At 69.4% G+C, this 20,697-nt stretch carries 21 protein-coding genes and 1 pseudogene; 12 read left to right on the top strand and 10 right to left on the bottom strand.

The window, feature by feature from the left end; translation table 11 throughout:
* Positions 1-2: 2 nt before the first annotated feature.
* Positions 3-1,499 (top strand): adenylate/guanylate cyclase domain-containing protein, encoded by a 1,497-nt coding sequence (locus tag C8K38_RS04035; protein WP_097210701.1) that lies wholly within the window; start codon positions 3-5, stop codon positions 1,497-1,499.
* A gap of 11 nt (positions 1,500-1,510) precedes the next feature.
* Here the strand turns inward: C8K38_RS04035 and C8K38_RS04040 are convergent, their stop codons facing one another.
* The 3 genes from C8K38_RS04040 to C8K38_RS27035 are packed head-to-tail and all read right to left on the bottom strand — an operon-like array spanning position 1,511 to position 3,751.
* Positions 1,511-1,792, bottom strand: coding sequence for a transposase (locus C8K38_RS04040; RefSeq protein WP_097210702.1), 282 nt, complete (start codon positions 1,790-1,792; stop codon positions 1,511-1,513).
* 6 nt (positions 1,793-1,798) lie between these two features.
* A complete protein-coding gene (locus tag C8K38_RS04045; RefSeq protein ID WP_097210703.1) occupies positions 1,799-2,545 on the bottom strand; it encodes a hypothetical protein in 747 nt (248 codons plus the stop codon).
* A 36-nt stretch (positions 2,546-2,581) separates the two neighbouring features.
* Positions 2,582-3,751, bottom strand: coding sequence for an insoluble domain protein (locus C8K38_RS27035; protein WP_097210704.1), 1,170 nt, complete (start codon positions 3,749-3,751; stop codon positions 2,582-2,584).
* Positions 3,752-4,247: 496 nt separating this feature from the next.
* Here C8K38_RS27035 and C8K38_RS04055 point away from each other — a divergent pair, with 496 nt between their 5' ends.
* Together C8K38_RS04055 and rraA are read left to right on the top strand one after the other, a co-directional pair.
* A complete protein-coding gene (locus C8K38_RS04055; RefSeq protein ID WP_097210900.1) occupies positions 4,248-4,646 on the top strand; it encodes a DUF5313 family protein in 399 nt (132 codons plus the stop codon).
* 34 nt (positions 4,647-4,680) lie between these two features.
* Positions 4,681-5,160, top strand: coding sequence for a ribonuclease E activity regulator RraA (gene rraA, locus C8K38_RS04060; protein ID WP_097210705.1), 480 nt, complete (start codon positions 4,681-4,683; stop codon positions 5,158-5,160).
* 62 nt (positions 5,161-5,222) lie between these two features.
* On the opposite strand, the pseudogene C8K38_RS27490 reads toward rraA, so the two are convergent.
* The 3 genes and pseudogenes from C8K38_RS27490 to C8K38_RS04075 all read right to left on the bottom strand — a co-directional run.
* Positions 5,223-5,651, bottom strand: a pseudogene (locus C8K38_RS27490) (L,D-transpeptidase); the annotation flags it as partial.
* 256 nt (positions 5,652-5,907) lie between these two features.
* A complete protein-coding gene (locus tag C8K38_RS04070) occupies positions 5,908-7,335 on the bottom strand; it encodes an alkaline phosphatase PhoX (RefSeq protein WP_097210707.1) in 1,428 nt (475 codons plus the stop codon).
* Positions 7,336-7,596: 261 nt separating this feature from the next.
* Positions 7,597-8,187 carry a TetR/AcrR family transcriptional regulator gene (locus C8K38_RS04075; RefSeq protein WP_097210901.1) on the bottom strand — a complete coding sequence of 197 codons (591 nt, stop codon included), beginning with the start codon at positions 8,185-8,187 and terminating at the stop codon, positions 7,597-7,599.
* 95 nt (positions 8,188-8,282) lie between these two features.
* Here C8K38_RS04075 and C8K38_RS04080 point away from each other — a divergent pair, with 95 nt between their 5' ends.
* From C8K38_RS04080 to C8K38_RS26790, 3 genes are all read left to right on the top strand, one after another.
* Positions 8,283-8,690 carry a VOC family protein gene (locus tag C8K38_RS04080; protein ID WP_097210708.1) on the top strand — a complete coding sequence of 136 codons (408 nt, stop codon included), beginning with the start codon at positions 8,283-8,285 and terminating at the stop codon, positions 8,688-8,690.
* A gap of 245 nt (positions 8,691-8,935) precedes the next feature.
* Positions 8,936-9,727: a methyltransferase gene (locus C8K38_RS04085; protein ID WP_097210709.1), complete on the top strand. Its 792-nt coding sequence runs from the start codon at positions 8,936-8,938 to the stop codon at positions 9,725-9,727.
* 86 nt (positions 9,728-9,813) lie between these two features.
* On the top strand, positions 9,814-10,425 hold the full coding sequence (locus C8K38_RS26790) for a hypothetical protein (RefSeq protein ID WP_143548391.1): 612 nt from the start codon (positions 9,814-9,816) through the stop codon (positions 10,423-10,425).
* Here the strand turns inward: C8K38_RS26790 and C8K38_RS04095 are convergent.
* Positions 10,422-10,640 carry an RNA-binding S4 domain-containing protein gene (locus C8K38_RS04095; RefSeq protein ID WP_097210711.1) on the bottom strand — a complete coding sequence of 73 codons (219 nt, stop codon included), beginning with the start codon at positions 10,638-10,640 and terminating at the stop codon, positions 10,422-10,424. The two genes, C8K38_RS26790 and C8K38_RS04095, sit on opposite strands and share 4 nt — an antisense overlap.
* 47 nt (positions 10,641-10,687) lie before the next feature.
* Between C8K38_RS04095 and lysX the strand changes: the two genes are divergently transcribed.
* Genes lysX through C8K38_RS04115 form a run of 4 tightly spaced genes read left to right on the top strand, consistent with a single transcriptional unit; the run spans position 10,688 to position 16,182 of the window.
* Complete coding sequence (gene lysX / locus C8K38_RS04100; RefSeq protein ID WP_097210712.1) at positions 10,688-14,044, top strand: bifunctional lysylphosphatidylglycerol synthetase/lysine--tRNA ligase LysX; 3,357 nt, start codon at positions 10,688-10,690, stop codon at positions 14,042-14,044.
* A complete protein-coding gene (locus C8K38_RS04105; RefSeq protein WP_257017145.1) occupies positions 14,041-14,748 on the top strand; it encodes a DUF998 domain-containing protein in 708 nt (235 codons plus the stop codon). Before lysX ends, C8K38_RS04105 begins: the two co-directional genes overlap by 4 nt.
* Complete coding sequence (locus C8K38_RS04110; protein ID WP_257017147.1) at positions 14,745-15,563, top strand: alpha/beta fold hydrolase; 819 nt, start codon at positions 14,745-14,747, stop codon at positions 15,561-15,563. The genes C8K38_RS04105 and C8K38_RS04110 overlap by 4 nt, the downstream gene beginning before the upstream one ends.
* A gap of 4 nt (positions 15,564-15,567) precedes the next feature.
* A complete protein-coding gene (locus C8K38_RS04115; protein ID WP_097210713.1) occupies positions 15,568-16,182 on the top strand; it encodes a histidine phosphatase family protein in 615 nt (204 codons plus the stop codon).
* Positions 16,183-16,204: 22 nt separating this feature from the next.
* Here the strand turns inward: C8K38_RS04115 and C8K38_RS04120 are convergent, their stop codons facing one another.
* Positions 16,205-16,501 carry a putative quinol monooxygenase gene (locus tag C8K38_RS04120; RefSeq protein WP_097210714.1) on the bottom strand — a complete coding sequence of 99 codons (297 nt, stop codon included), beginning with the start codon at positions 16,499-16,501 and terminating at the stop codon, positions 16,205-16,207.
* 296 nt (positions 16,502-16,797) lie between these two features.
* On the opposite strand from C8K38_RS04120, the gene C8K38_RS04125 reads away from it, so the two are divergent.
* Complete coding sequence (locus C8K38_RS04125) at positions 16,798-17,883, top strand: alpha/beta hydrolase (protein ID WP_257017148.1); 1,086 nt, start codon at positions 16,798-16,800, stop codon at positions 17,881-17,883.
* Here the strand turns inward: C8K38_RS04125 and C8K38_RS04130 are convergent.
* Both C8K38_RS04130 and C8K38_RS04135 read right to left on the bottom strand, forming a co-directional pair.
* Positions 17,880-19,169: a PucR family transcriptional regulator gene (locus C8K38_RS04130; RefSeq protein WP_097210715.1), complete on the bottom strand. Its 1,290-nt coding sequence runs from the start codon at positions 19,167-19,169 to the stop codon at positions 17,880-17,882. The two genes, C8K38_RS04125 and C8K38_RS04130, sit on opposite strands and share 4 nt — an antisense overlap.
* 191 nt (positions 19,170-19,360) lie before the next feature.
* On the bottom strand, positions 19,361-20,281 hold the full coding sequence (locus C8K38_RS04135) for a cutinase family protein (protein ID WP_097210716.1): 921 nt from the start codon (positions 20,279-20,281) through the stop codon (positions 19,361-19,363).
* 195 nt (positions 20,282-20,476) lie between these two features.
* Between C8K38_RS04135 and C8K38_RS04140 the strand changes: the two genes are divergently transcribed.
* On the top strand, positions 20,477-20,659 hold the full coding sequence (locus C8K38_RS04140; RefSeq protein ID WP_097210717.1) for a hypothetical protein: 183 nt from the start codon (positions 20,477-20,479) through the stop codon (positions 20,657-20,659).
* Positions 20,660-20,697 lie beyond the last annotated feature (38 nt).

Below are 20,697 nucleotides of genomic sequence, written 5' to 3' on the forward strand. Positions count from 1 at the left end.
TCATGGACCCCCCGGGTACCAGGTACGTCGAGCGCGACGGTCACGCGCTGGCTTATCAGGTCGTGGGTGAGCGCGGGGCCGACGTGGCGCTGTTCCTCGAGATCGGCCTGCACCCGGACCTGATGTGGACCGACCCGCACATCCACTACCTATTCGAGCGGACGGCGACCTTCTCGCGAACCGTCTATTTCCAGCGCCACGGCCTCGGACTGTCCGACCCGGTCGACCATGTCCCCACCCTCGAGCAGCAGGCCGACGACGTGCTCGCGGTGATGGACGCGGTCGGCATGCAACGGGCCGCCCTGGTCGGTATCGGCAGCACCTGCGGGCCCCTCGTGCTGGTGGCCGCCCGTGCGCCCGAGCGGGTGACCGGCCTGGTGCTGCAGCAACCGTTCATCGAGGGCATGCTCCGCGACGGCCCGGACATCCCGCACGGCTGGGACCCCGATGCCCTGGCCCGCTACGTCGAGGGCTGGCGGGCCGTCTACGACAACTGGGGCTCCGGGCAGATCATGTCGATGTGGGACCCCAGCCAGGACTCGCCGTTCAATCGCAGGCTGCTTGCGCTCCTCGAGCGCTGCTCCGCACCGCCCGCGACCGCCCGCGCGCATCTCGAGTGGCTGCTCCGGATCGACTGCTCCGACGCCCTCCCCTCCGTCCAGTGCACGACGCGGGTGCTCCATGCGGAGGCGAGTTCGATGCCCGAGGCGGTCTCCCGCTACGTGACCGACTCGATCCCGCACGCCACGCTGCACACGCTGGCGGCGGCGGCACCGGGTTCGTCACTCGGCGAGGCCTGGATACCGATCATCGACCACATCGAGGAGGTCGCGACCGGGGTCCATCGGCCGGTCGATGCCGACCGCCACCTCGCCTCGGTCCTGTTCACGGACATCGCCGGGTCCACCGAGATGCTGGCCCGGATCGGCGACGGCCCCTACCGCGACCTCCGGGCTACCCACGAGCGGCAGGTCCGCAACGAGGTGGAGCTGGCAGGCGGCCGGCTCGTGAACGTCGCGGGCGACGGCACGCTGAGCGTGTTCGACGGTCCGGCGGCGGCGGTCCTCTGTGCGCAGATCGTGTGCCGCCAGGCCGAAGCGCTGGGGCTGACGGTGCGCGCGGGGGTGCACACCGGCGAGATCGAGGGGATCGGGGCGGACGTGACCGGGATGACCGTGCACATCGGAGCCCGGATCGGAGCCGCGGCGGGTCCGGGCGAGGTGCTGGTCTCGCGGACCGTCCGGGACCTGGTGGTCGGGTCCGAGCTCTCCTTCGTCGACCGTGGTGACCACGAGCTCAAGGGCGTCCCCGGCCGATGGCGCCTGTACGCGCTGGCCGCCAGCGCGGGCGAAAGCGAGCCCTACGCCGAACCCCGAAAACAGCTGAACCTCACCATGATCGACCGGGCCGTGCTGCAAACGGCCCGCCGCGCCCCGCACATCCTGCGCGCCGCGGTCGGCATGGCGAACGCCCGGCAGCGGCGCCGCACCCGGCAGTGAGCGGATGTGGATCAGACACCCAGCGAAATGCGCTCGCTCAGTTCGCGATTCGCCTGCCTGAGCCTGCGGACCTCACTCTCGAGGTCCCGGACCCGCTGCGGGAGATCCTCCTCCGACACGACTCGCGGACGGCCCAGCTCGTCATTGACCCAGCGCACCACGGTGTTCGTGTGCGCGCCGACGTCCGCGGCGATGGCGGCGCAACATTCCAGCCGCGACCGGTACTGGTCGCGGGTCTGCTTGTAGGTGTGGATCGCCCAGGTGCGAGTCGAATCCGTGTAGCCGCGGCTCATGCCGGGTCACTTCCCCTCTCGAAGCGTGATGGACGTGATGGCGACCCCGGTCGGCGACCCCGGATCCGCCGCGGTGGTGAAGGTGTGGCGGTAGTGATTCGCACTGTTGTCGGGACGCCGGTCGAACACGTCGACCGCGTACCGACCCTCGCCGATCCGTTTCACGAGCAGGCAATGCGTTGTGCCGAAAGGGATCTGGGAGATTCCCTGCCCGATCTGCTCCGCGGAGGCGACGAGCGCGTTGGGCGCGACATAGCTGCGGGCCCGGACCCCGTCGCGGGCCACGTAGTAAGCGTCCTCGAATCCGGCGATCGCCGCAGCGCCGCGGTCCGACGGGTCGGCCGAGACCACCTCGCCGTCGGCGAATCCGTCGCACCACGTCGCCTCGTCGGCCTCGTCGGACTGGGCCGCGGCGGGCGAGGTGGCGGGCGAGACCGTGCCGTCCGACGATCCCCGGTCGGCCAGCAGCAGCGCGGTCGCCGCCCCGCCCGCGACGACCACCGCGACGGCGGCGGCCAGCGCCACGTCGAACCGGTGCCGCCGCAGCCATCCCGGCTGGGACTGCGGCGGCACCCATCCGGTGTCGATGACCGGCGGCGCACCGTCCTGCGGTTTGTCGAACCAGGCACCGGGTGCGCCGGGGTCGGAGGTGTCCGGTTTCGGGCCGGCGATCGGGACCCACGGGGGCGGGCGACGCTGATCGGACGACGATTCGCCGAATCTGCCGCCCGGCGGCGGTTGTCGTGTGCCCACGATGTCGGACCTCCTGTTGCCGGTGCGCTGGCGACCCTAGACGGCCAGGCCGTCCCGGCCCGCGGCCAACGCCTCGCCGACCATGCCCGCGACGGGGCCGAACGCGTGATTCAGCTCCACCGCGGCGGCGTCGAGTCCGGCGATGACCTGCTCGCCGCCCGGCTGGGCGAGGGTGGCCTCGCGGGCCGCGATCGCCTGGTCGGTGACCTGCTCCGCGAGCTGCGGGGCCGCAACGACCGCATCGACGACGGCGGTGGCCGCGGCGGGCTGCTCCATGGCGAGCCGGGCGTACTCCTCGCCTGCCTGCAGCTTGAGGGCCGCGGCGTCGGGCTCGGTGACGTTCGGGAGGACGAACTCGGTCGGGGTGCCGAGGCTGTCGCCGGCGCCGAAGGCGGTACCCGCTGCACCGCCCGCCACGCCACCCACGACCGCGCCCACCGCTGCCGCCGGGATTCCGGCCGCGGCAGCGCCGATGGCGGCTCCGGCGGCGGTTCCGATGGGGGCTGCTGCGACCCAGCCCAATCCCGGAATGAAGGCGTTGCCGATGCCCACGCCGATGTTCCCGCCGATGGTGCCGCCGATGAGTGCGCCACCGACAGCGAACGGGACACCGGCGGTCATCGCGCCGGTGACGGCGCCGGCCGCCGCCCCACCGACGGTGGCCGCGGCGATGCGGTCACTGCGCTCGGCGTCCACACCGATCGACTTCCAGAACGTGTTGACCTGCGCCTCGATCACCGCGGAGGTGTTGTTCGTCCGGTTCAGGTACTCGTCGGAGAGCCAGTTCGGCTGGTCGGAGACGAAGTCACCGACACGCAGTCGCTCCTTGGGCGCCTCGATGGGGGCCACCACCTCGACCGCGACGGGCAGGTGCAGTTCCTGGAACTGAACCGGTTCGACGGGCTCGGAATACTCGGTGTAGTCGTAGGTGGGCACCGGCCGGGTCGGCAACTCGGCGTACTCGACCGGAGGAGCGATCCAGTAGGTCTTCGGCTCCTCGACGGGCTCGACCTCGGGCGCGGGCTCGGGGGCGGGCTCGGGGGCGGATTCCGCCACCACGCCGGGTTGCTCGGCGTTCGGCACCATCACGCCGGGCTGGGCGAAAGCCGGTCCCGCACAGGTGATCGCGATCGCCAGCGGGATCACGCCCACCACCGTCGCGCGCTCGGTGCGCGCGCGATGACGGGCGCCTCTGTGGTGGTTCATGGGTTCTCCTTCGATGTTTCGTGGTGGTGGCACCACCACGTGAGGTCGTGACGGTGCCGACGCGATCCGAGGCCGCAGTGGGCCGCGCGGCACAGCCGCGGATGGATGGCGTGGTTGCTGGGTCAGCGAAGTGGAGAAGAACCGTGTCGGTCGAGAGCACGACGGGTCTGCGCCGAACGGCGCGGGACTCGACAGATGACCTGGTCCGGCGCAGAGCGCGGGACCATTCCCCCGAAATACATATTCCCCCCGGAATACATTGCCTGCCCCTGATCGGAGCCGGTCTCGCTGCGGTGTTGCCTCCGGGGCCGCCACAACAAGCCACCGGTACCCCCGGAAGGGAGCAAACCAGAAATTTAGGACACGTACCGGTCGGTCTGCAAGTTGCGGTCCGCGCGGCCTCGCCCCGGGCCGGCGGTTTCGGGGCAGGCGTCACCGGACCGTCCGCCTCCAAGCGGGCGTTCGATTCCGGTCAGGGGTGCCCTACCCTATGACCATGCCCGACCAGCGCAGACCCTCCTTCACGCAGTACCTCGGCTACCTGTTCGGCCGCACCCTGCCCGACTCCATGCAGGACTGGGTCCGCAACGACCTGGTGGGCCCCGGCGCCTCGGTGCGCTACGTGCTGCGGTTCACACTGCCGCTGATCCCGCTGTTCCTGGCGTTCTACCTGCTCATCCCGGGCGAGCGATGGATCCCGCTGGCGATGATGGCGCTGTTGCTCTTCCCGGTGCTGTATTTCGCGATCGCGCTGATGAACATCTACCGCAGGCACCGGCTGCTCGCCCACGGCCTGGACCCGGAACTGCTCAACGAGAAGGCGCAGCGCCGGGCGGACAGCACCCGCGACGACTATGAGCAGCGCCACGGCCGCGGAGGGCCCGCGGCGAACTAGGGTGGATGCGTTCAACAGACGAAGGGAAGAACAGATGACTGAGCAGGTAGCCACCGCAGATCTGGCCGACGAGATCGGCCCCGACATCCGCAGCTGTGACACTCAGTTCATCCAAATCGGCGGTCGCGCAGTCTTTTCCGGCCGCATCACCACCATCAAGTGCTTCCAGGACAACCTGTTGGTGAAGCAGACCCTCGGCGAGCCCGGCAACGGCGGCGTGCTCGTGGTCGACGGCGACGCGAGCGTGCACACCGCGCTGGTCGGCGACATCATCGGCGGCAAGGGTGTCGCCAACGGCTGGGCGGGCGTGATCGTCAACGGCGCGGTCCGCGACTCGGCGATCCTTCGCACCCTCGAGATCGGCATCAAGGCCCTCGGCACCAACCCGCGCAAGAGCACCCAGACCGGCTCCGGCGAGAAGAACGTGCCGGTCACCTTCGGCGGCGTCACCTTCAACCCCGGCGAGATGGTCTACAGCGACGACGACGGCGTCGTGGTCCGTGCGGAGGACTGACCGCCCCACAGATCAGCGTGTTCGGCCCGGGTGCGACGAAGGTCCGCCCGGGCCGTTCGCGTTCAGTCGACGATGACGACCGTGTCCCCGACCTGCACGTTCTCGTAGAACCACTGCGCGTTCTCCGGGCTGAGGTTGATGCAGCCGTGGCTGACGTTCTCGTAGCCCTGCGAATCGACCGACCACGGCGCGGAATGCACGAAGATCCCGCCCCAGGTGAGCCGGACCGCGAACTCGGTGTCGATCCGGTATCCCTCCGGGGAATCGACCGGGACCCCGTACGTCGACGAGTCCATCACCAGGTACCGGTCCTTCTCGAGCACTTCGAAGGTGCCCAGCGGGGTCTCGTGACCCGGCTTGCCCATCGACGCAGGCATCGTTCGGACCACCTGATCCCCGATGCTGACCGTGAATTGGTGGGTGGAGACGTTCGCGACCGCGGACACCGCGCCGCCCTGCGTCCGCACCATCTGGGCGGCCGATGCGGTGACGCCGCCGAATCCCATGTGCAGCAACAGCATCACGATCGCCGCGACGATGATCCGAACCGCGTATCGAGACCTTCTGCGCTGTGGTGTTGTCCTCATCGCCGCGCCGCCCTTCGAGAAGACGTGACCGACCCATCCAGTGTGGCACCGCGGGACTCGTTGCAACAGTGCCCGGACCCCCGTCACGGGCGGGTGACCGCGACGGGGTCGTGGGGTCTCCAGCTCCCCCTGATCCTCGCCACGGTCACCCATCACACGGTTACGAGCCGAACGGGAGGCCCGTCTTGCGACGCCAGGGCCCGGTGATCGCAAGGACGATTCCTGGCGTCTGGATGTTCGCGTACAGGGTCTTCCCGTCGGCGCTGAACGCCGGACCGCAGAACTCGCTGTCGTTCAGCTCGTTACGGGCGATCTGGAACGGCTGCCCGTCCTCCGTCACGCCGATCAGGTGGCTGATGCCCTCGCCGTCCTCGGCGAGGATCATGCCGCCGTGCGGGGACACGGTGATGTTGTCGGGGCCGTCGTAGTTGCCGGTGTCGACGGACGGGTCCGGGTTCACGCCGAACAGGGTCTTCAGCTCGACGGTCTCGGTGGCGGGGTCGTAGAACCAGACCTGGCCGTCGTGTTCGACCGCGCTGCCGTCGCTGATGCGGGCGAAGCTGGCGACGAAGTAGACCCCGCCATCGCCCCACCACTGGCCCTCCAGCTTGCGGCTGCGGGTGACCTGGTCGTTCGTGAACTGCTTGCGCACCGAGGTGGCTTTCGCGTCGCGGTCGGGGACGTCGACCCACTGCACGCTGTAACGGACGCCCGGCACGGTGGCCTGCGACAGGTCCGGCACGTGGGTGCCGCCGGAGAGGCATTTCATCGCCTGCAGGCTGCCCGCGGTGTCCCCGCCGGGCGACTGGGCGAGGGCGTGCAGCGCGCCGCGGCCGCCGACGAACCCCTGCGGCGGCGTCCACCGGTAGTACAGGCCGTTGGGGCTGGATGCGTCCTCGGTGAGGTAGATGGCACTCGTCGCCGGGTCGACGGCGACCGCCTCGTGCGCGTACCGGCCGAGGAACTTCAGTGGGATCGGGCTCTTGCCGACGTTCGCGGCCTGGCCGGCCGGGTCGACCTCGAAGACGTAGCCGTGGGCAAGGGTGAAGCCGTTCGACCCGGCGCGGGCCTCGGTTTCCTCGCAGGTCAGCCAGGTTCCCCACGGGGTGATGCCACCCGCACAGTTGTTCACGGTTCCTGCGACGCTGACGTACTGGCCCTGGCGCGCCCCGTTCGGGCCGACCGTGGCGGTGGTGGTGCCGCCGCGCGCACCCGGGTCGTAGGTGAGGCCGGCGACCACCGGGACACCGAAGGGCTCGTTGCTGCCGACCTCGTGGTTGGTCACGATGGTGGCACCGTTTCCGTTCGCGAACACGCCGTTCGCGTCGGGGTCGCTCGGGACCGGCGAACCGTCGTCGAGCAGGGTCTCACCCGAGCGCGAGACGACCGTGTAGGAGAACCCCGCCGGCAGCGACAGGATCTTGTTGGGGTCGGGAACGAGCGGACCGTAGCCCGCCGCCTTCCCCGGCACCGCGGCCGCCACCTGGGGCCGGAACAGGGTGTCGACGCTTCCAGCGAGAGCGACGCCGAGCCCGGTGAGCGCGGTGCGTCCGAGGAACGCTCTGCGGTTGAGTGGTGAGGTGGTCACTTCCCGATCCCTTCATTGATGAACAACGATGACCGGACGCTATTCAGCGCATGGACGTACTTCGTGCATGCTTCGTGTCCTCCCCGTGAACCGGGAGGGAATTACTGACGGCGCGGGTTCACGTCCACGTCACGCGAGGCGAAAATCCAAGGATTCGCGGACAATTCGGACACGTCCACACGGAACTACCGACCGCGCCGAGTGTGCAGTCGTCGGGGCATCGGCCGAGTGGGACGTGCAGTAGGTGCACACTCGGCGAGGTCAGCGCTGACGCAGGGAGCCCAGCAGACGGTCGAGCGTCGCCAAGGCCGAGTCCCGGTCCCGATCGGGGGTCTCCGACTGTGCCACCCAGAGCACCGCCTCGTTCATCGCACCGGACAGCAGGTGCGCGGCCGGCGCGGCGAGACCCGGACCGATCGTGCCCTCCGTCTGCAACTCGTCGAGCACCTCCTGCAGCAGGCGACCCGAGTTGGCCGCGTCGAGTTCGCGCCAGCGCTGCCATCCGAGCACAGCTGGCGCGTCGATCAACATGATCCGATGGATCCTGGGATCCGACCCGGCGCGAACGAACTCGTGGCAGCCCTCCACGAGGGCGTCCCACAGGTTCCCCGCCCCGGCCGCGGCGTGACTCACCCGCTCGGCGACCTCTCGCTGCACCTGGTCCACGACGGCATCGAACAGCCCGGCCTTGCTGCCGAAGTGGTGGTATACCGCACCCCGGGTGAGGCCGGATTGCTTTGCGACGTCATCGAGTCCAACCGCGCTGAACCCACGGTCGGCGAACATCTCGACGGCCACCGCGAGCAGGGCTCGCGTTGTCGTAGCGGTCTGTTCCTTCTTCGACGGACTCAAGCCCACCCCTTCGATGACCCATTGATACGTACGCAGTGTATGCGTATGTTCAGACACATACATTGTGTACGTATCTATCTTGAACGGAGAGCTACATGGCCACGACGAGCTTCTATCCGGTGATCTGCACGGACGCCGTCGGCGAGTCGGCGGACTTCTTCCGCCGCTGGTTCGACTTCGAGGCGACGTTCGAATCCGATTGGTACGTAAGCCTTCGACGCGAACCCGACCTCGAACTCGCGATCCTCGACCACACCCACGAGACCATCCCCGACGGGCACCGATCGCGCGCGCATGGCCTGATCCTCAATTTCGAGGTCGACGATGTGGACGCCGAGTACGAGCGGCTCGTGACGCTCGGGGGTCGCCGCGCGGTGCTCGACATCCGGACGGAGGACTTCGGGCAACGGCATTTCATCATCGCCGGTCCCGACGGCGTCCTGATCGACGTCATCACGCCGACCCCGCCCACCGCCGAGTTCGAGCAGCAGTACGTCGAGTAGGACCGGTCCGCGTTCAATTTTCATGGATGATGCCGAGCGGGGCGTGCCGTCCATTCGGGCGCCCCGCCGCATCTTCGGGGCCAAACCGTGCCATTGCCAGGGCCTGTCGCAAGTGCACCGATCGCGCGATAGCGCCGCGGACAGAATCCAGACGTGGTAGAACGTGTTCCAGTTTGAGCGTCGCCGGTCCGGCGTCGCCACCTGGAACGTGGCCGAGCAGGCCGCTCGCACGATGAAGGATCTCGATGCACTGGTACACCGGGAACACGGTCTACGACACCGTCCTGACGATCGCGTTCGCCTTCGCGGCGTTCGTCATCGTCGGCGGCTTCTTCGCCCAGAGTTCATACGGTCGATTCAGCTCGACCAACCTCGGGTTCAACCTCAACCCGAAGCTGGGCTGGTGGCTGATGGAGATCCCCGCGACGGTGGTGTTCGCGATCTTCTTCCTGACCGGCCCGAACCGGTTCGAGCCCACCTCGCTGGTGCTCGCCGGGATCTGGCTGCTGCACTACGCGAACCGCGGCTGGTTCTTCCCGCTGTCGATCCGGCAGGTCCCAGGCAAGCGCAGCACCTTCAATGTCTCCGTCATCGGCATGGGCATGCTGGTGACCTGCATGCACGGCTACCTCAACGGCGCCTTCTTCAGCCACGACTACCTGAACCAGTACGGAACCGAGTGGCTGACCGATCCCCGCTTCCTGATCGGCGTGGTGATCTACCTGGGCGGATTCGCGCTGCTGGTGTCGTCCGAGTCGATCGTGCGCAATCTCCGGGACAAGCAGAACCCCGGCGCAACGGAGTACAAGATCCCGTACGGCGGCGGGTTCCGGTTCGTCACCAGCCCGGCGTACCTCGGCGAGCTCATCGCCTGGGCCGGGTTCGCCCTGCTGACCTGGTCGCTGGCAGGCGTCGTCATCTTCCTGATCACCGCGGGCAACCTGATCCCCCGGGCCATCGCGACCCACAAGTGGTACCGCGAGAAGTTCGAGGACTACCCCACCGACCGCAAGGCCCTCGTCCCGATGGTGGTCTGACCGCCGAGCGTGCAGTTGTCGGGACATCGCCCGAGTGGGACGCCGACAACTGCACTCTCGGCCAAGGCGTGCGTCATCATTGGCCAGTGCGAGCCGCCCCGCGTCCGGAGATTCGTCTTCCGATCCGTCCACAGACCGACGACGAGTTCCAGATGCCGACAGCAGCGAAAGGAATCCTGCGCGCACGGAACTACGAGTTGATCCATCCCGCGCCGAACGTGTGCGTTGCACACGGACAGATCACGGCAGAACACCGCAGTACGCATTTTTCATCAGTGCCGGTACTGCCGTTCACGGGACCGGGCTATCCCCGATGGAAGCGCATCACTTGCTTCATTGCCTTTTGGCAAATTGTCGAATGGAACCGCATCCGTGCGCAGTCACTGTTCCTCTGGGATGAGTGGCCGTTCTGCGATGAATGCCTGCTTCATCGACGGAAGCGCTTCGGATGCTCTCTGCTGGCGATCGTGGCCGGCGTGCTTCTGTTCTGCACGCTTTTCGCGCTCAGAGGTCGAGGCGAGGACGCGCTGATGACGATCGTCTTCTTCAGCTCAGTTGCCGTGTTCTTCGCAGGCCTGTTCACGCTTCCTCAGACCGACAAACTCGCGCACGGCCGCGTCGCCATGGACGGATCCGCTCTCATCGTGTCGAATCCACACCCCGACTTCGAGGGCGCGGTCGCTCAAACGACCCCCTAGCGCGAGACCCGCACGCTGATCCCACCGATCTCCACCACGTCGCCCTCGTGCAGCTGGCGGCCACGTCGGACCTCTTCCTCGCCGTTCACGCTGACCAGACCGTCGGCGATGACGGACTTGGCATCGGCGCCTGATTCGATCAGGTTCGCCAGTTTGAGGAACTGGCCGAGGCGGATCGACTCGTCGCGGATCGGTACATCTTGGGGCGCAGGCACTCGCTCATCATCCCCCACACCGACGGAGAACCCTTCACACTGGGTAGATGACGCCGACCACCACGACCGAAACGTCGCTCGAGTCCGCTCATCCTGCACCCCGGCGGCTGGGCAGACCGACCACGGGGCACTTCCGAGAGGTGCCGCACATCGCCGGCCTGGTGATCGGCGTCTACGCGACCCTGGTCTTCCTGTGGAGCATCTCGCCCGTGCTGCGGTACCTCGTCCGGACGCCGCGCGAGTACGTCAACAATTACTACTTCGACGCACCGGACACCAGTATCGTCTGGGCCCTGGTGCTGGCGCTGCTCGCGGCGGCGCTCGCCAGCCGCAAGCGCATCGCGTGGTGGTTGCTCACCGTCTATCTGATCCTCATCGCCCTCACCAATCTCGCCCAGGTGATCGTCGAGCGGAACATGAACGCAGCGCTTGCCCTCGTCGTCCACCTCGCGGTGATCGGCGTGCTCATCGCCGCGCGCAAGGAGTTCTACACGCGGGTCAGGCGCGGCGCGGGCTGGAAGGCTCTCGGGGTGCTGCTCCTCGGCCTCGCCATCGGCACCCTGCTCGGCTGGGCCCTGGTCGAGCTGTTCCCTGGCACCCTGCCGTCTGATCAGCGGCTGCTCTGGTCGCTCAACCGGGTCTTCGGCGGCGTCGTCTTGGAAAACGAGCAGTTCGACGGGCGCACACACGGTTTCGTCAGCACCATCCTCGGGCTGCTCGGTGCCCTCGCGTTGCTGGCCGCGGTGGTCACCCTGTTCCGATCACAGCGATCGGACAACGCCCTGACCGGCGACGACGAGTCGGCGCTGCGCGGACTGCTCGCCCGCTCTGGCGCCGACGATTCGCTCGGCTACTTCGCGACCCGCCGCGACAAGGCGGTGATCTTCGCGCCAAGCGGCAAGGCGGCAGTCACCTACCGGGTCGAGCTCGGCGTCTGCCTGGCCAGCGGCGACCCGATCGGCGACGAGGAGGCCTGGCCACACGCGGTGGACGCGTGGCTGGACCTGGCCTCCAATTACGGGTGGACCCCTGCGGTGATGGGGGCAAGCGAGCTCGGCGCCACCGCCTACGCGCGCGCGGGGCTGACCGTCCTCCAGCTCGGTGACGAGGCGATCCTGCACACCCGCGAGTTCAACTTGGGCGGCCGCGAGATGCGTCAGGTCCGGCAGGCGGTCAATCGGGTTCGCAAGCAGGGCGTCACCGTTCGCATCCGACGTCATCGCGACATCCCGCCCGAGGAGATGGCGAAGGTCATCGCCAGGGCGGACTCCTGGCGCGACACCGAGACCGAGCGCGGGTTCTCGATGGCCCTCGGCAGGCTCGGCGACATCGCCGACGGCGACTGCCTGCTGGTCGAGGCCATCGGCGAGACGGACCCGGACGGAGACGGCACGTCCGACGGCGAGGTCCTCGGCATTCTCTCGCTGGTGCCGTGGGGCCTGACCGGGGTGTCGCTCGATCTGATGCGCCGGAACCCGAAGGCGCCCAACGGCGTCGTGGAGCTGATGGTGACCGAGCTCGCCACCGGCGCGGACCGGTTCGGCGTAAACAAGGTGTCACTGAACTTCGCGGTGTTCCGGTCGGTCTTCGAGGAGGGCGCCCGGATCGGCGCCGGTCCGGTGCTGCGGGTGTGGCGATCGATCCTGGTGTTCTTCTCCAAGTGGTGGCAGCTCGAGGCGCTGTACCGGTCCAACGTGAAGTATCAACCGGATTGGGCCCCGCGCTACCTGTGCTTCTCCGACAGCCGGGTGCTGCCCAAGGTCGGCATGGCGTCCGCGGTGGCGGAGGGCTTCGTCACGCTGCCGCGGTGGCGGCGCCGCGACATCAGCAAGCACACCGGCACCCGCATCGCGGTGCCGCAGTCCGTGGCGGCGGCGGGGTTGCTGCACTCGGACGGCAGTGCGCCCGACGACGTCGCCGCGCTCGCCACCGAGACCGTCGGACCCCGTCGCCCGGAACAGGTCCGGGTGCGGATGGACAAGCTGGACCGGATGGCCGCCCATGGCATCGATCCGTACCCGGTGGCATACCCGCCCACCCACACCGTCGCCGCGGCAGCCTCGTCACCGGAGGGCACCCGGGTCCGGATCGCCGGGCGGCTCATGCGGATCCGCGCCTACGGCGGTGTCGCGTTCGCCGAAGTCCGCGACTGGTCCGGCGACCTCCAGGTGCTGTTCGACCGCACCACCGTCGGCGACCGGCTCGACGAGTTCACCGCCGACTTCGACCTCGGCGACCTCATCGAGGTGAGCGGCACCATCGGCCGCAGCCGCAAGGGCGAGCTGTCCGTGCTCGCCGCCGAGTGGCGGATGAACGGCAAGTGCCTGCACCCGCTGCCGGACAAGTGGAAGGGCTTGTCCGACCCCGAGACCCGGGTGCGTCAGCGCTACCTGGACCTCGCCATCAATGCCGAGGCCCGCGACCTGCTCACCGCCCGCAGCGCGGTGGTGAAGTCGCTGCGGGATTCGCTCACCTCGCGCGCCTTCATGGAGGTCGAGACCCCGATCCTGCAGCAGGTGCACGGCGGCGCGAACGCGGCGCCGTTCATCACCCACATCAACGCCTACAACCTGGACCTGTACCTGCGCATCGCGCCGGAGCTCTACCTCAAGCGGCTGTGCGTAGCGGGCATGGAGCGGGTCTTCGAGATCGGCCGGGTGTTCCGCAACGAGGGGGTGGACTTCAAGCACAACCCGGAGTTCACGATCCTGGAGGCGTACGAGGCACACAGCGACTACGAGCGGATGATGGTGCTGTGCCGGGAGCTGATCCAGGCGGCGGCGGTGGCCGCACACGGCCGGGAGATCATCCTGCGCCCCGGGCCCGACGGCACACCGGTCGAGGTCGACATCTCCGGCGACTGGCCGGTCAAGACCATGCACGGCGCGGTCGCCGAGAAGCTGGGCGTCGAGGTGACCCCGGAGACCCCCATCGAGGAACTGCGGCGGCTGTGCGACGAGAACGGGATCCCGCACCAGTCCGACTGGGACGCAGGCGCGGTCGCGCAGGAGATGTACGAACACCTGGTGGAGGACCAGACCGAGTTCCCAACCTTCTACACCAACTTCCCCACCTCGATGTCGCCGCTGACCCGGCCGCACCCCACCATCCCCGGAGTCGCCGCGAAGTGGGACCTGGTGGCCTGGGGTGTCGAACTCGGCACCGCCTACAGCGAGCTCACCGATCCGGTCGACCAGCGCAGGCGGCTCACCGAGCAGTCGCTGCTGGCGGCGGGCGGCGACGAGGAGGCGATGGAGCTGGACGAGGACTTCCTGCAGGCCCTCGAGCACGCGATGCCGCCCACCGGCGGGATCGGGATGGGTGTGGACCGGATCGTCATGCTCATCACCGGCGGCAGCATCCGGGAATCACTGGCGTTCCCCCTGGCCAAGCCGCGCCAGTGACCGACACCGACACCGCGCCCGACACCCAGAATTGGATCCGCCGGATCCTGATCGGCCTGCTGGTGCTGGGGGCGGTGCTGTACTCGTCCTGGATGCTGGAGTGGGTGCTGCCGACGGGCCTGGACCCGAGCCGGGCGTACGTCAGCGAACTGGCCGCGCTGGATCAGCCGTACGGATTCCTCTTCCGCACCGGGGACCTGCTCACCGGCATCGTGCTCGCCACCGCCGCGGGATTCGGCCTGGCGCTGCGCCCGCGCCGGCTGCTGACCACGATCGGCTGGATCGGTCTGGCGGTGTTCGCGGTCAGCACGTTCCTCGACTCCCGGATGCCGCTGGCCTGTTCCGCCCACGGCAGCAGCGAGTGCGCCGGTCGCGAGGAGGCCGGCCTGCTGCACGCCGTCCGGTCGCTGCACGCCGTGACCAGCTCGGCCGCCGCGACCGCCGCGGCCGTGTCGGTGTTCGCCTTCATCCTCGCCGCCTACCGCTACGGATTGCCGCACCCGCTGCGTTGGTTCGGCCTTGGCGTCGTCGCCCTCTATTCGGTTGGCACCGTCTGGACCCTCTTCGCCGTCGACATGGACGGGCGGGGCGACGAGGTCTGGCTCCTCGGCTACGCACAGCGACTGCAGCTGATCTCGGTCACCGCCTGGATCGTGTTCGCCGCACTGCTCACCGCGCAGGAAGGCCGACGGGGTTCCACGTGAAACCACCCGGAACCCTCGTCGAGGTCGGCGGCCGATCCCTGCACGTGATGGTGGAGGGGTCCGGCCCGCCGGTGGTCCTCGTCGGTGGGCTCGCGGGCAACTGGTTCGACTGGGACGGGGTCGCGGCCCTGCTCACCCGCGCCTGCACCGTGGTGCGGTTCGACCGGCCCGGCTTCGGACTCAGCCCCGCCTCCGACGAGCCGCCGACGGTCCGCGGGGAGGCCGACCGGATCGGTGCGGTGCTCGACGCGGTCGGGGTGCGCGGGCCCGTGACGGTGGTGGGCCACTCGATGGGCGGTTGGTACGCCGAGGGATTCGCGCGGACGAACCCCGGGCGGGCCTCGGCCCTGGTGCTGCTCGACACCAGCATCGCCGCGCGCCACCCCCTCGCGCTCCCCCGCCGATGGCGGCTCGGCGTCTCGACCGTCCTCGCTCGGGGCGCCTCGGCGTGCGGGCTCCAGCGCCTGGCCGGGCCGTGGGTGCGCCTGGTCACCCACGGCGCTCCCGACGCGGAAGCGGTCGAGTGGATCCGACTGACCTTCGCCGACCCCGACTACCTGCGATCGACCCTGATCGAGAACGCGGCGTACCCGGACCTGGGCGCGGAGCTCGAGCGGCTCCGCCCGCTCGGCCCCCTCCCCGCGACCCTGGTCGTGGCCGCCGACTCCGGCCGGTCGCGGCGCTGGGTCCGGGCGCAGCGGCGGCTCGCCGACCGGCTCGGCGCCGGGTTCGAATCGCTGCGTCCCGCCCGGCACAACATGATGGCGGACCGTCCGGCCTCGGTCGCGGCGCTGATCGCGAGCATGACAGTCTGACCGGGTGCAATTGCTGCTGATCCGTCATGCGCTGCCCGAACGAATCCTCTCGGCCGAGTCCGCCGACGGCGCGGACCCGGGCCTCACAGCGGAGGGTCACGCACAGGCCGGGCGGCTGGCCGCCGCCCTCGACCCGTACCCGATCTCGGCGATCGTCAGCAGCCCGCAGCGGCGCGCCCTCGAGACGGCGGCGCCGGTCGCGGCGGCCCGCGGGCTGACCGTGGCCGCCGATGCCGGGCTGGCCGAGTACGACCACGGCCATGCGCACTACGTGCCCATCCACGAGGCCAAGACGATCGCGCCGGAGGCCTATGCGCGCATCCTGGCCGGGCACCTCCCCGACTTCGTCGACGAGCGGGAGTTCCGGTCCCGGGTCCACGAGGGCCTGGACCGGGTGGTCGCGGGGGCCGACCACGAGGACACCGTGGCCGTGTTCGCGCACGGCGGCGTCATCAACGTGTACCTGCAGGGCCTGCTCGGCCTCGACCGCCCGCTGACCTTCCCGATCGACTACGCGTCGATCACCCGTGTCCTGGTGTCCCGCAACGGCAATGCCCGGGTGGCCTCGGTGAACGAGACCGGCCATGTGCGGGACCTGCTGATCCGGCACCGCCCGTAACGACCCGGTCCGGATACCGGACTCAGACCTCGATCGGGGTCAGCGGGTGGATCTGCGGCGCACCCGCCAGGTGGGCGCCGAACGTGCCCAACGCGGCCTGCAGGTGCGGCGTCGCCATGTGCGCCTGCAGTGCCTCCTGGTCGGTCCACACCTCGACCGTGACGAAGGTGCCGGGGGCGGCCGACGATTCGTACAGCTCGTAGCCGAGGCAACCGGCCTCGCCACGACTGGCGGCGGCGAGGGTGGACAGACCGTCCCGCACGATCTCTTCCGAACCGGGCTTCGCAGCGATGGTGGCCACCACCTTCAGATCCGACATCGTCTCCCCTTCTCTCAGGCCACCCCGTGCGGCCGTTTCCGGTCACGCTACTTGCCCGCGGAGGCCCCCCGAGGGCTTATCCGAACCCCGAACTGGACGCTTGTACGCAAAAACTGGACGCTCAGTACAGAAGCGGTCGGATTTCTCGTGCGGTGCGCCCGGTGGCAGGGCGGGCGATCCGCCCTAGTGTCCTTGAAATGTCAGTGACCGCCATCACATTTTGACCGCGCAGGCGGCCCCCGCGCCGCGCGCACCGATGACGATCGCGTTCCCTGCGAAGCCCCAAGGATGTCTACGTGACCAGCAGTGAAGTTGTGGAGTTTGTCAATGCCGGCGACCGCGAGTTCGGTTCGGTGCGGGCCCGCTTCGTCGACGGCGCGGTCGCGCCGCAGCCGGGCCACCTCCCGACCACGGTTGATCGCCAGGAGATCCACGGCACCAGCATGCAGTCGCGTGTGCTGGCCCAGGCACTGCGGATGACGGTGCGCCCGGTCATCTCGATGTGGGCGAAGGCGTCGGCGCTGCCCTGGCCGTTGAAGTTCCTCGACGACATGGGCGCCCTGATGCATCCGCCGATCGAGGGCACCCGCAGCCACACCATCCTGCTCGACAACTGCAGCGCGCAGTGGGTCGAGGCGGACGGCGCCGACAGCGATCGCGTCGTCCTCTACCTGCACGGCGGCGGATTCATGTTCTGCGGGGTCGGCACCCACCAGCGCCTCGTTTCGCGGATCTCCTCCGCCGCACAGGCGCCGGTCCTGATGGTCGACTACCGAATGCTCCCGACGCACAGCATCGGCGAAGCGGTCGACGACGGGGTCAACGGCTACCGCTGGCTCCTCGCCAAGGGCTACCGGCCCGATCAGATCGTCATCGCGGGCGACTCGGCCGGCGGCTACCTGTCCTTCATGATCCCGCTGGCCCTCCGTGAGCAGGGCCTGCCCGGCCCGGCAGGCATCGTGGCGCTCTCGCCCCTCACCGAGATGGATCCGGCCCGCAAGACCGAGCACCCCAACGCGGGCCGCGACGCCATGCTCCCGAGCCACGCACTCGACGAGCTCGCCCGCATCTCCGACCGGGCCGACAGCCGGTCCGGGTCGCTCCGCGACCGTTCGCGGCTGTGCCCGGTCGACAGCGACCTGCGGGGACTGCCGCCGGTGCTGATCCAGGTCGGGTCGCACGAACTGTTGCTGCCCGATTCCGAACTGATGGCCGACCGGCTCGCCGAGGCGGGCGTGCCCTGCGAGCTCCAGGTGTGGCGCAGGCAGGTGCACGTGTTCCAGGCAGCCGCCGACGTGGTGCCGGAGGCGCAGCGCGCGATCGACGAGATCGCCTACTTCGTCAAGACGGCGACGCGGGAACCGCTGAGCCTGGTCCGCTAGCCGCCCGTGCTCGAGGCGGCCGAATCCGGTCCCGCCTCGAGCACGGCCGCGCCGAGCCAATGACACAGCGCCAGAGCGATTTCGAGGTCGAGGTGGCCGTCGCGGAGCTTGTGCCCGAGCTGATCCTCCGCCTTGCGGAGCCGGTACACCACCGAGTTCTTGTGCATGTTCAGCTGTTCCGCGGTCGCGGTGTAGCTGGCGCCGTTGGCCAGGAACACGCGGATCGTCTGCCGCAGCCGATAGCTTGCGGCATCGTCCACGGCCAGCGGACCGAGGATATCGCGCACCCACCTCACGGCGGCCGGCATGTCCGCGCACATCAACGCGATCGCGCCGACGTCCGCGCTCGAGACGACCAGCGGGCCCCGACGCGCCGAGTTCTGCGCCACCAGCTGCGCCGACATCGCCTGCTCGTGGGTGCGACGGAATCCGGCCACCCCGTCGGCAGGCACCCCGACCGCGAGCGTGACCGGGTGCTCCCAGCCGGCCACGATCGGCCCGATCCCAGACAGGTCGACCGACGGCCCGACGGCCAACCAGGCCCACACCTCGTTGTCGGCGCGCGGCAGGACCAGCGGTGGGCCGTTGCAGCCGAGCCGTTCCGCGAGGGCACCGACCGACCGCTCGAGAAAACTCGTCCCGCCGTCCCTGGATTCGGCCCGCTCGGTCCACACCGCCAGCGCCAGATGCCGCTGGGCCAGCCGATATCCGAGGGTCAGTTCGGCGGCGGCCAGGTCCGTGGCCCGGCCCGTAAGGAGCTGTCCGATGCAGGCCTCACGGGAGATGCTGCTGCGACGCAGCCACAGCGCGCGCTCGGTCTCGTAGGCGGCCGCGAGCTGGTGCGCCACCCGATCGCCGTAGCCGGCCGTGTCGGTCATGATCAGCAGCGCGGCCTGCGCGACCACCGCAGCGTCGTCGCTGAGCAGTTCCATCTGCTCGAGGCACCACCGCATCACGGTGTCCGTGGACAGGCGGTTGGCCCGCTCCATCGCGGCGAGCGAGACCCCGCGTTGCGCGAGCTGCCGCGCGTACTCGATCGCCGTCGCGGGCGCGTCGGTGCGCCCCGCCTCGATCCGATGCTGCAGGATCTGGCGGATCGAAGCCAGCGACTCCACGGTGGTGGCGACCTGCATGGTGGCGATCAGCGGATCCCTGGCCTCCTCGATCTCGGAGGTCAGCCGATCGATCACCCGCGCCGCGAGTTCCTCGCTCTGCGCCTCCATCGCCGAGGCGAGCGCGACCACGAGCTCCCGCGCACCCAAGGCCACTTCACCTGACGATCGCATGCCGCTGCTCCCTCACGCCCGACAACGTGGCGGGGCTGTCCGCCGTGTCGCAGGGCATTGTGCCGGACCCTGGCCCCACTTGACCAGAAATCCGGTGTTGCCCCTGCCCCGGGGACCGGTCGATCACGCGATGAGCAGCGGGTTCATCGCATGATCGCAACGAGGTGATCGGCGGGGCGAGCCCCAGTCGATCAGGCGCGGTCGCGCAGCCAGCCCGCCAACCAGGTGGTCGGGGTGTTCCCCGCTTTGTCGACGGCGTACCCCTGGTAGTCCTGGTGCGCTCCCGACCCGTAGAACCGTTCGAGCTGCTTCCGACGGCCCACGTTCGCCTCATCGGTGAGCTGGTTCTGCAGCGTGGGGATGCCGCCCGCGCCGAGCAGGTCGTTCCAGATCATCGTCGCCTCGTCGCCGTAGCGCGGGGAATCCGAGGAGCCCGGATCCGAGTTCTGTGCGAGGAAGCCGGCCAGCCGGGTGACGAAGTCGGTGCGCTCGGTCGCGCAGTACAGGTCCCCGGGTGCGCAGAAGGTCACCGTGCGATCGCTCAGCCAGCCGAACCCGCCGATTCGCGGGCCGCCCGAGCCGATGCCCGGCACGGCCGGGCCGATCAGCACGTCGCTGTCCGCGCGGCGGGGGTCGGAGAGCAGCCCGACGGCCGCCACCTTCTCGGGGCGGATGGTGCTGGTGCCGGTGCCGATCTCCGCGGCCAGATCGCCCGCGGCGTCCGCGCCCTGGCTGTAGCCGATGATGCCGAAACGCGTATTGGCGCAGGCCTTCTGCATCGCCTCCAGCATCCCGCGCGCGTTGTCGGTGGCCTGCTTCTTCGATGCCCCGTACACCTCCGTCTCCCACGGGAACGCGGTCGCGGCGTAGGTGACGTAGTCGGACCGGATCTTCGACGCGGGAAGCGCGTTCGTCACGGCGGCGAGCATGCCGGGGCCGGGACGCTTGTCCGGCTGCGTTGACGTCTCCCAGGTACCCGGGACGGCCACCACATACATGCTCGGGCAATTGCCTCCGGCCGGATCGGCGTGCGCGGCCGTGCCGGAGAGCACCGTACCCACGGTGGCAGCAGCGAATGTGGACAGCACTGCGATGGACTTCTTCAGGCGCATTGTGCGAGCCCCCTCTTTCCTTCCGATTCCCGGTCCGGCCAGCCCATACTGCCCGCGGGAGGTATCAAAAAGATGCACAGACGATGAACCAGACGCTACCGCAGACCCCGGGGTCTGCGCGCGCCGAGATCACCCTCCGCGCGATACCCCCGGGGTGCACGCGGGCCCACCCCCGACGCGAGGCAGAATCGAACCATGGTCGATGCCGCCGTACTCGTGACGATCGCCTCCGTCTGCGTCGGGTTCGTCCTGTTCGTGACCGCGGCCAGCGGCGCCCGCGGCCGCTGGAATCGGGGGCTGGTCATCGCCCTCTTCGCGGCCGCGATCTGCTGCCTGACGGTCGTCCCACTGACCGTCGCGCTCACCGCAGGGGTGTAGCGAGACCTCCCCGCCGCGAGCGGCGGGTGCGCCGCCGG

Source organism: Rhodococcus sp. OK611 (assembly GCF_003050885.1).
Taxonomy (GTDB): Bacteria; Actinomycetota; Actinomycetes; order Mycobacteriales; family Mycobacteriaceae; genus Rhodococcus_G; species Rhodococcus_G oryzae.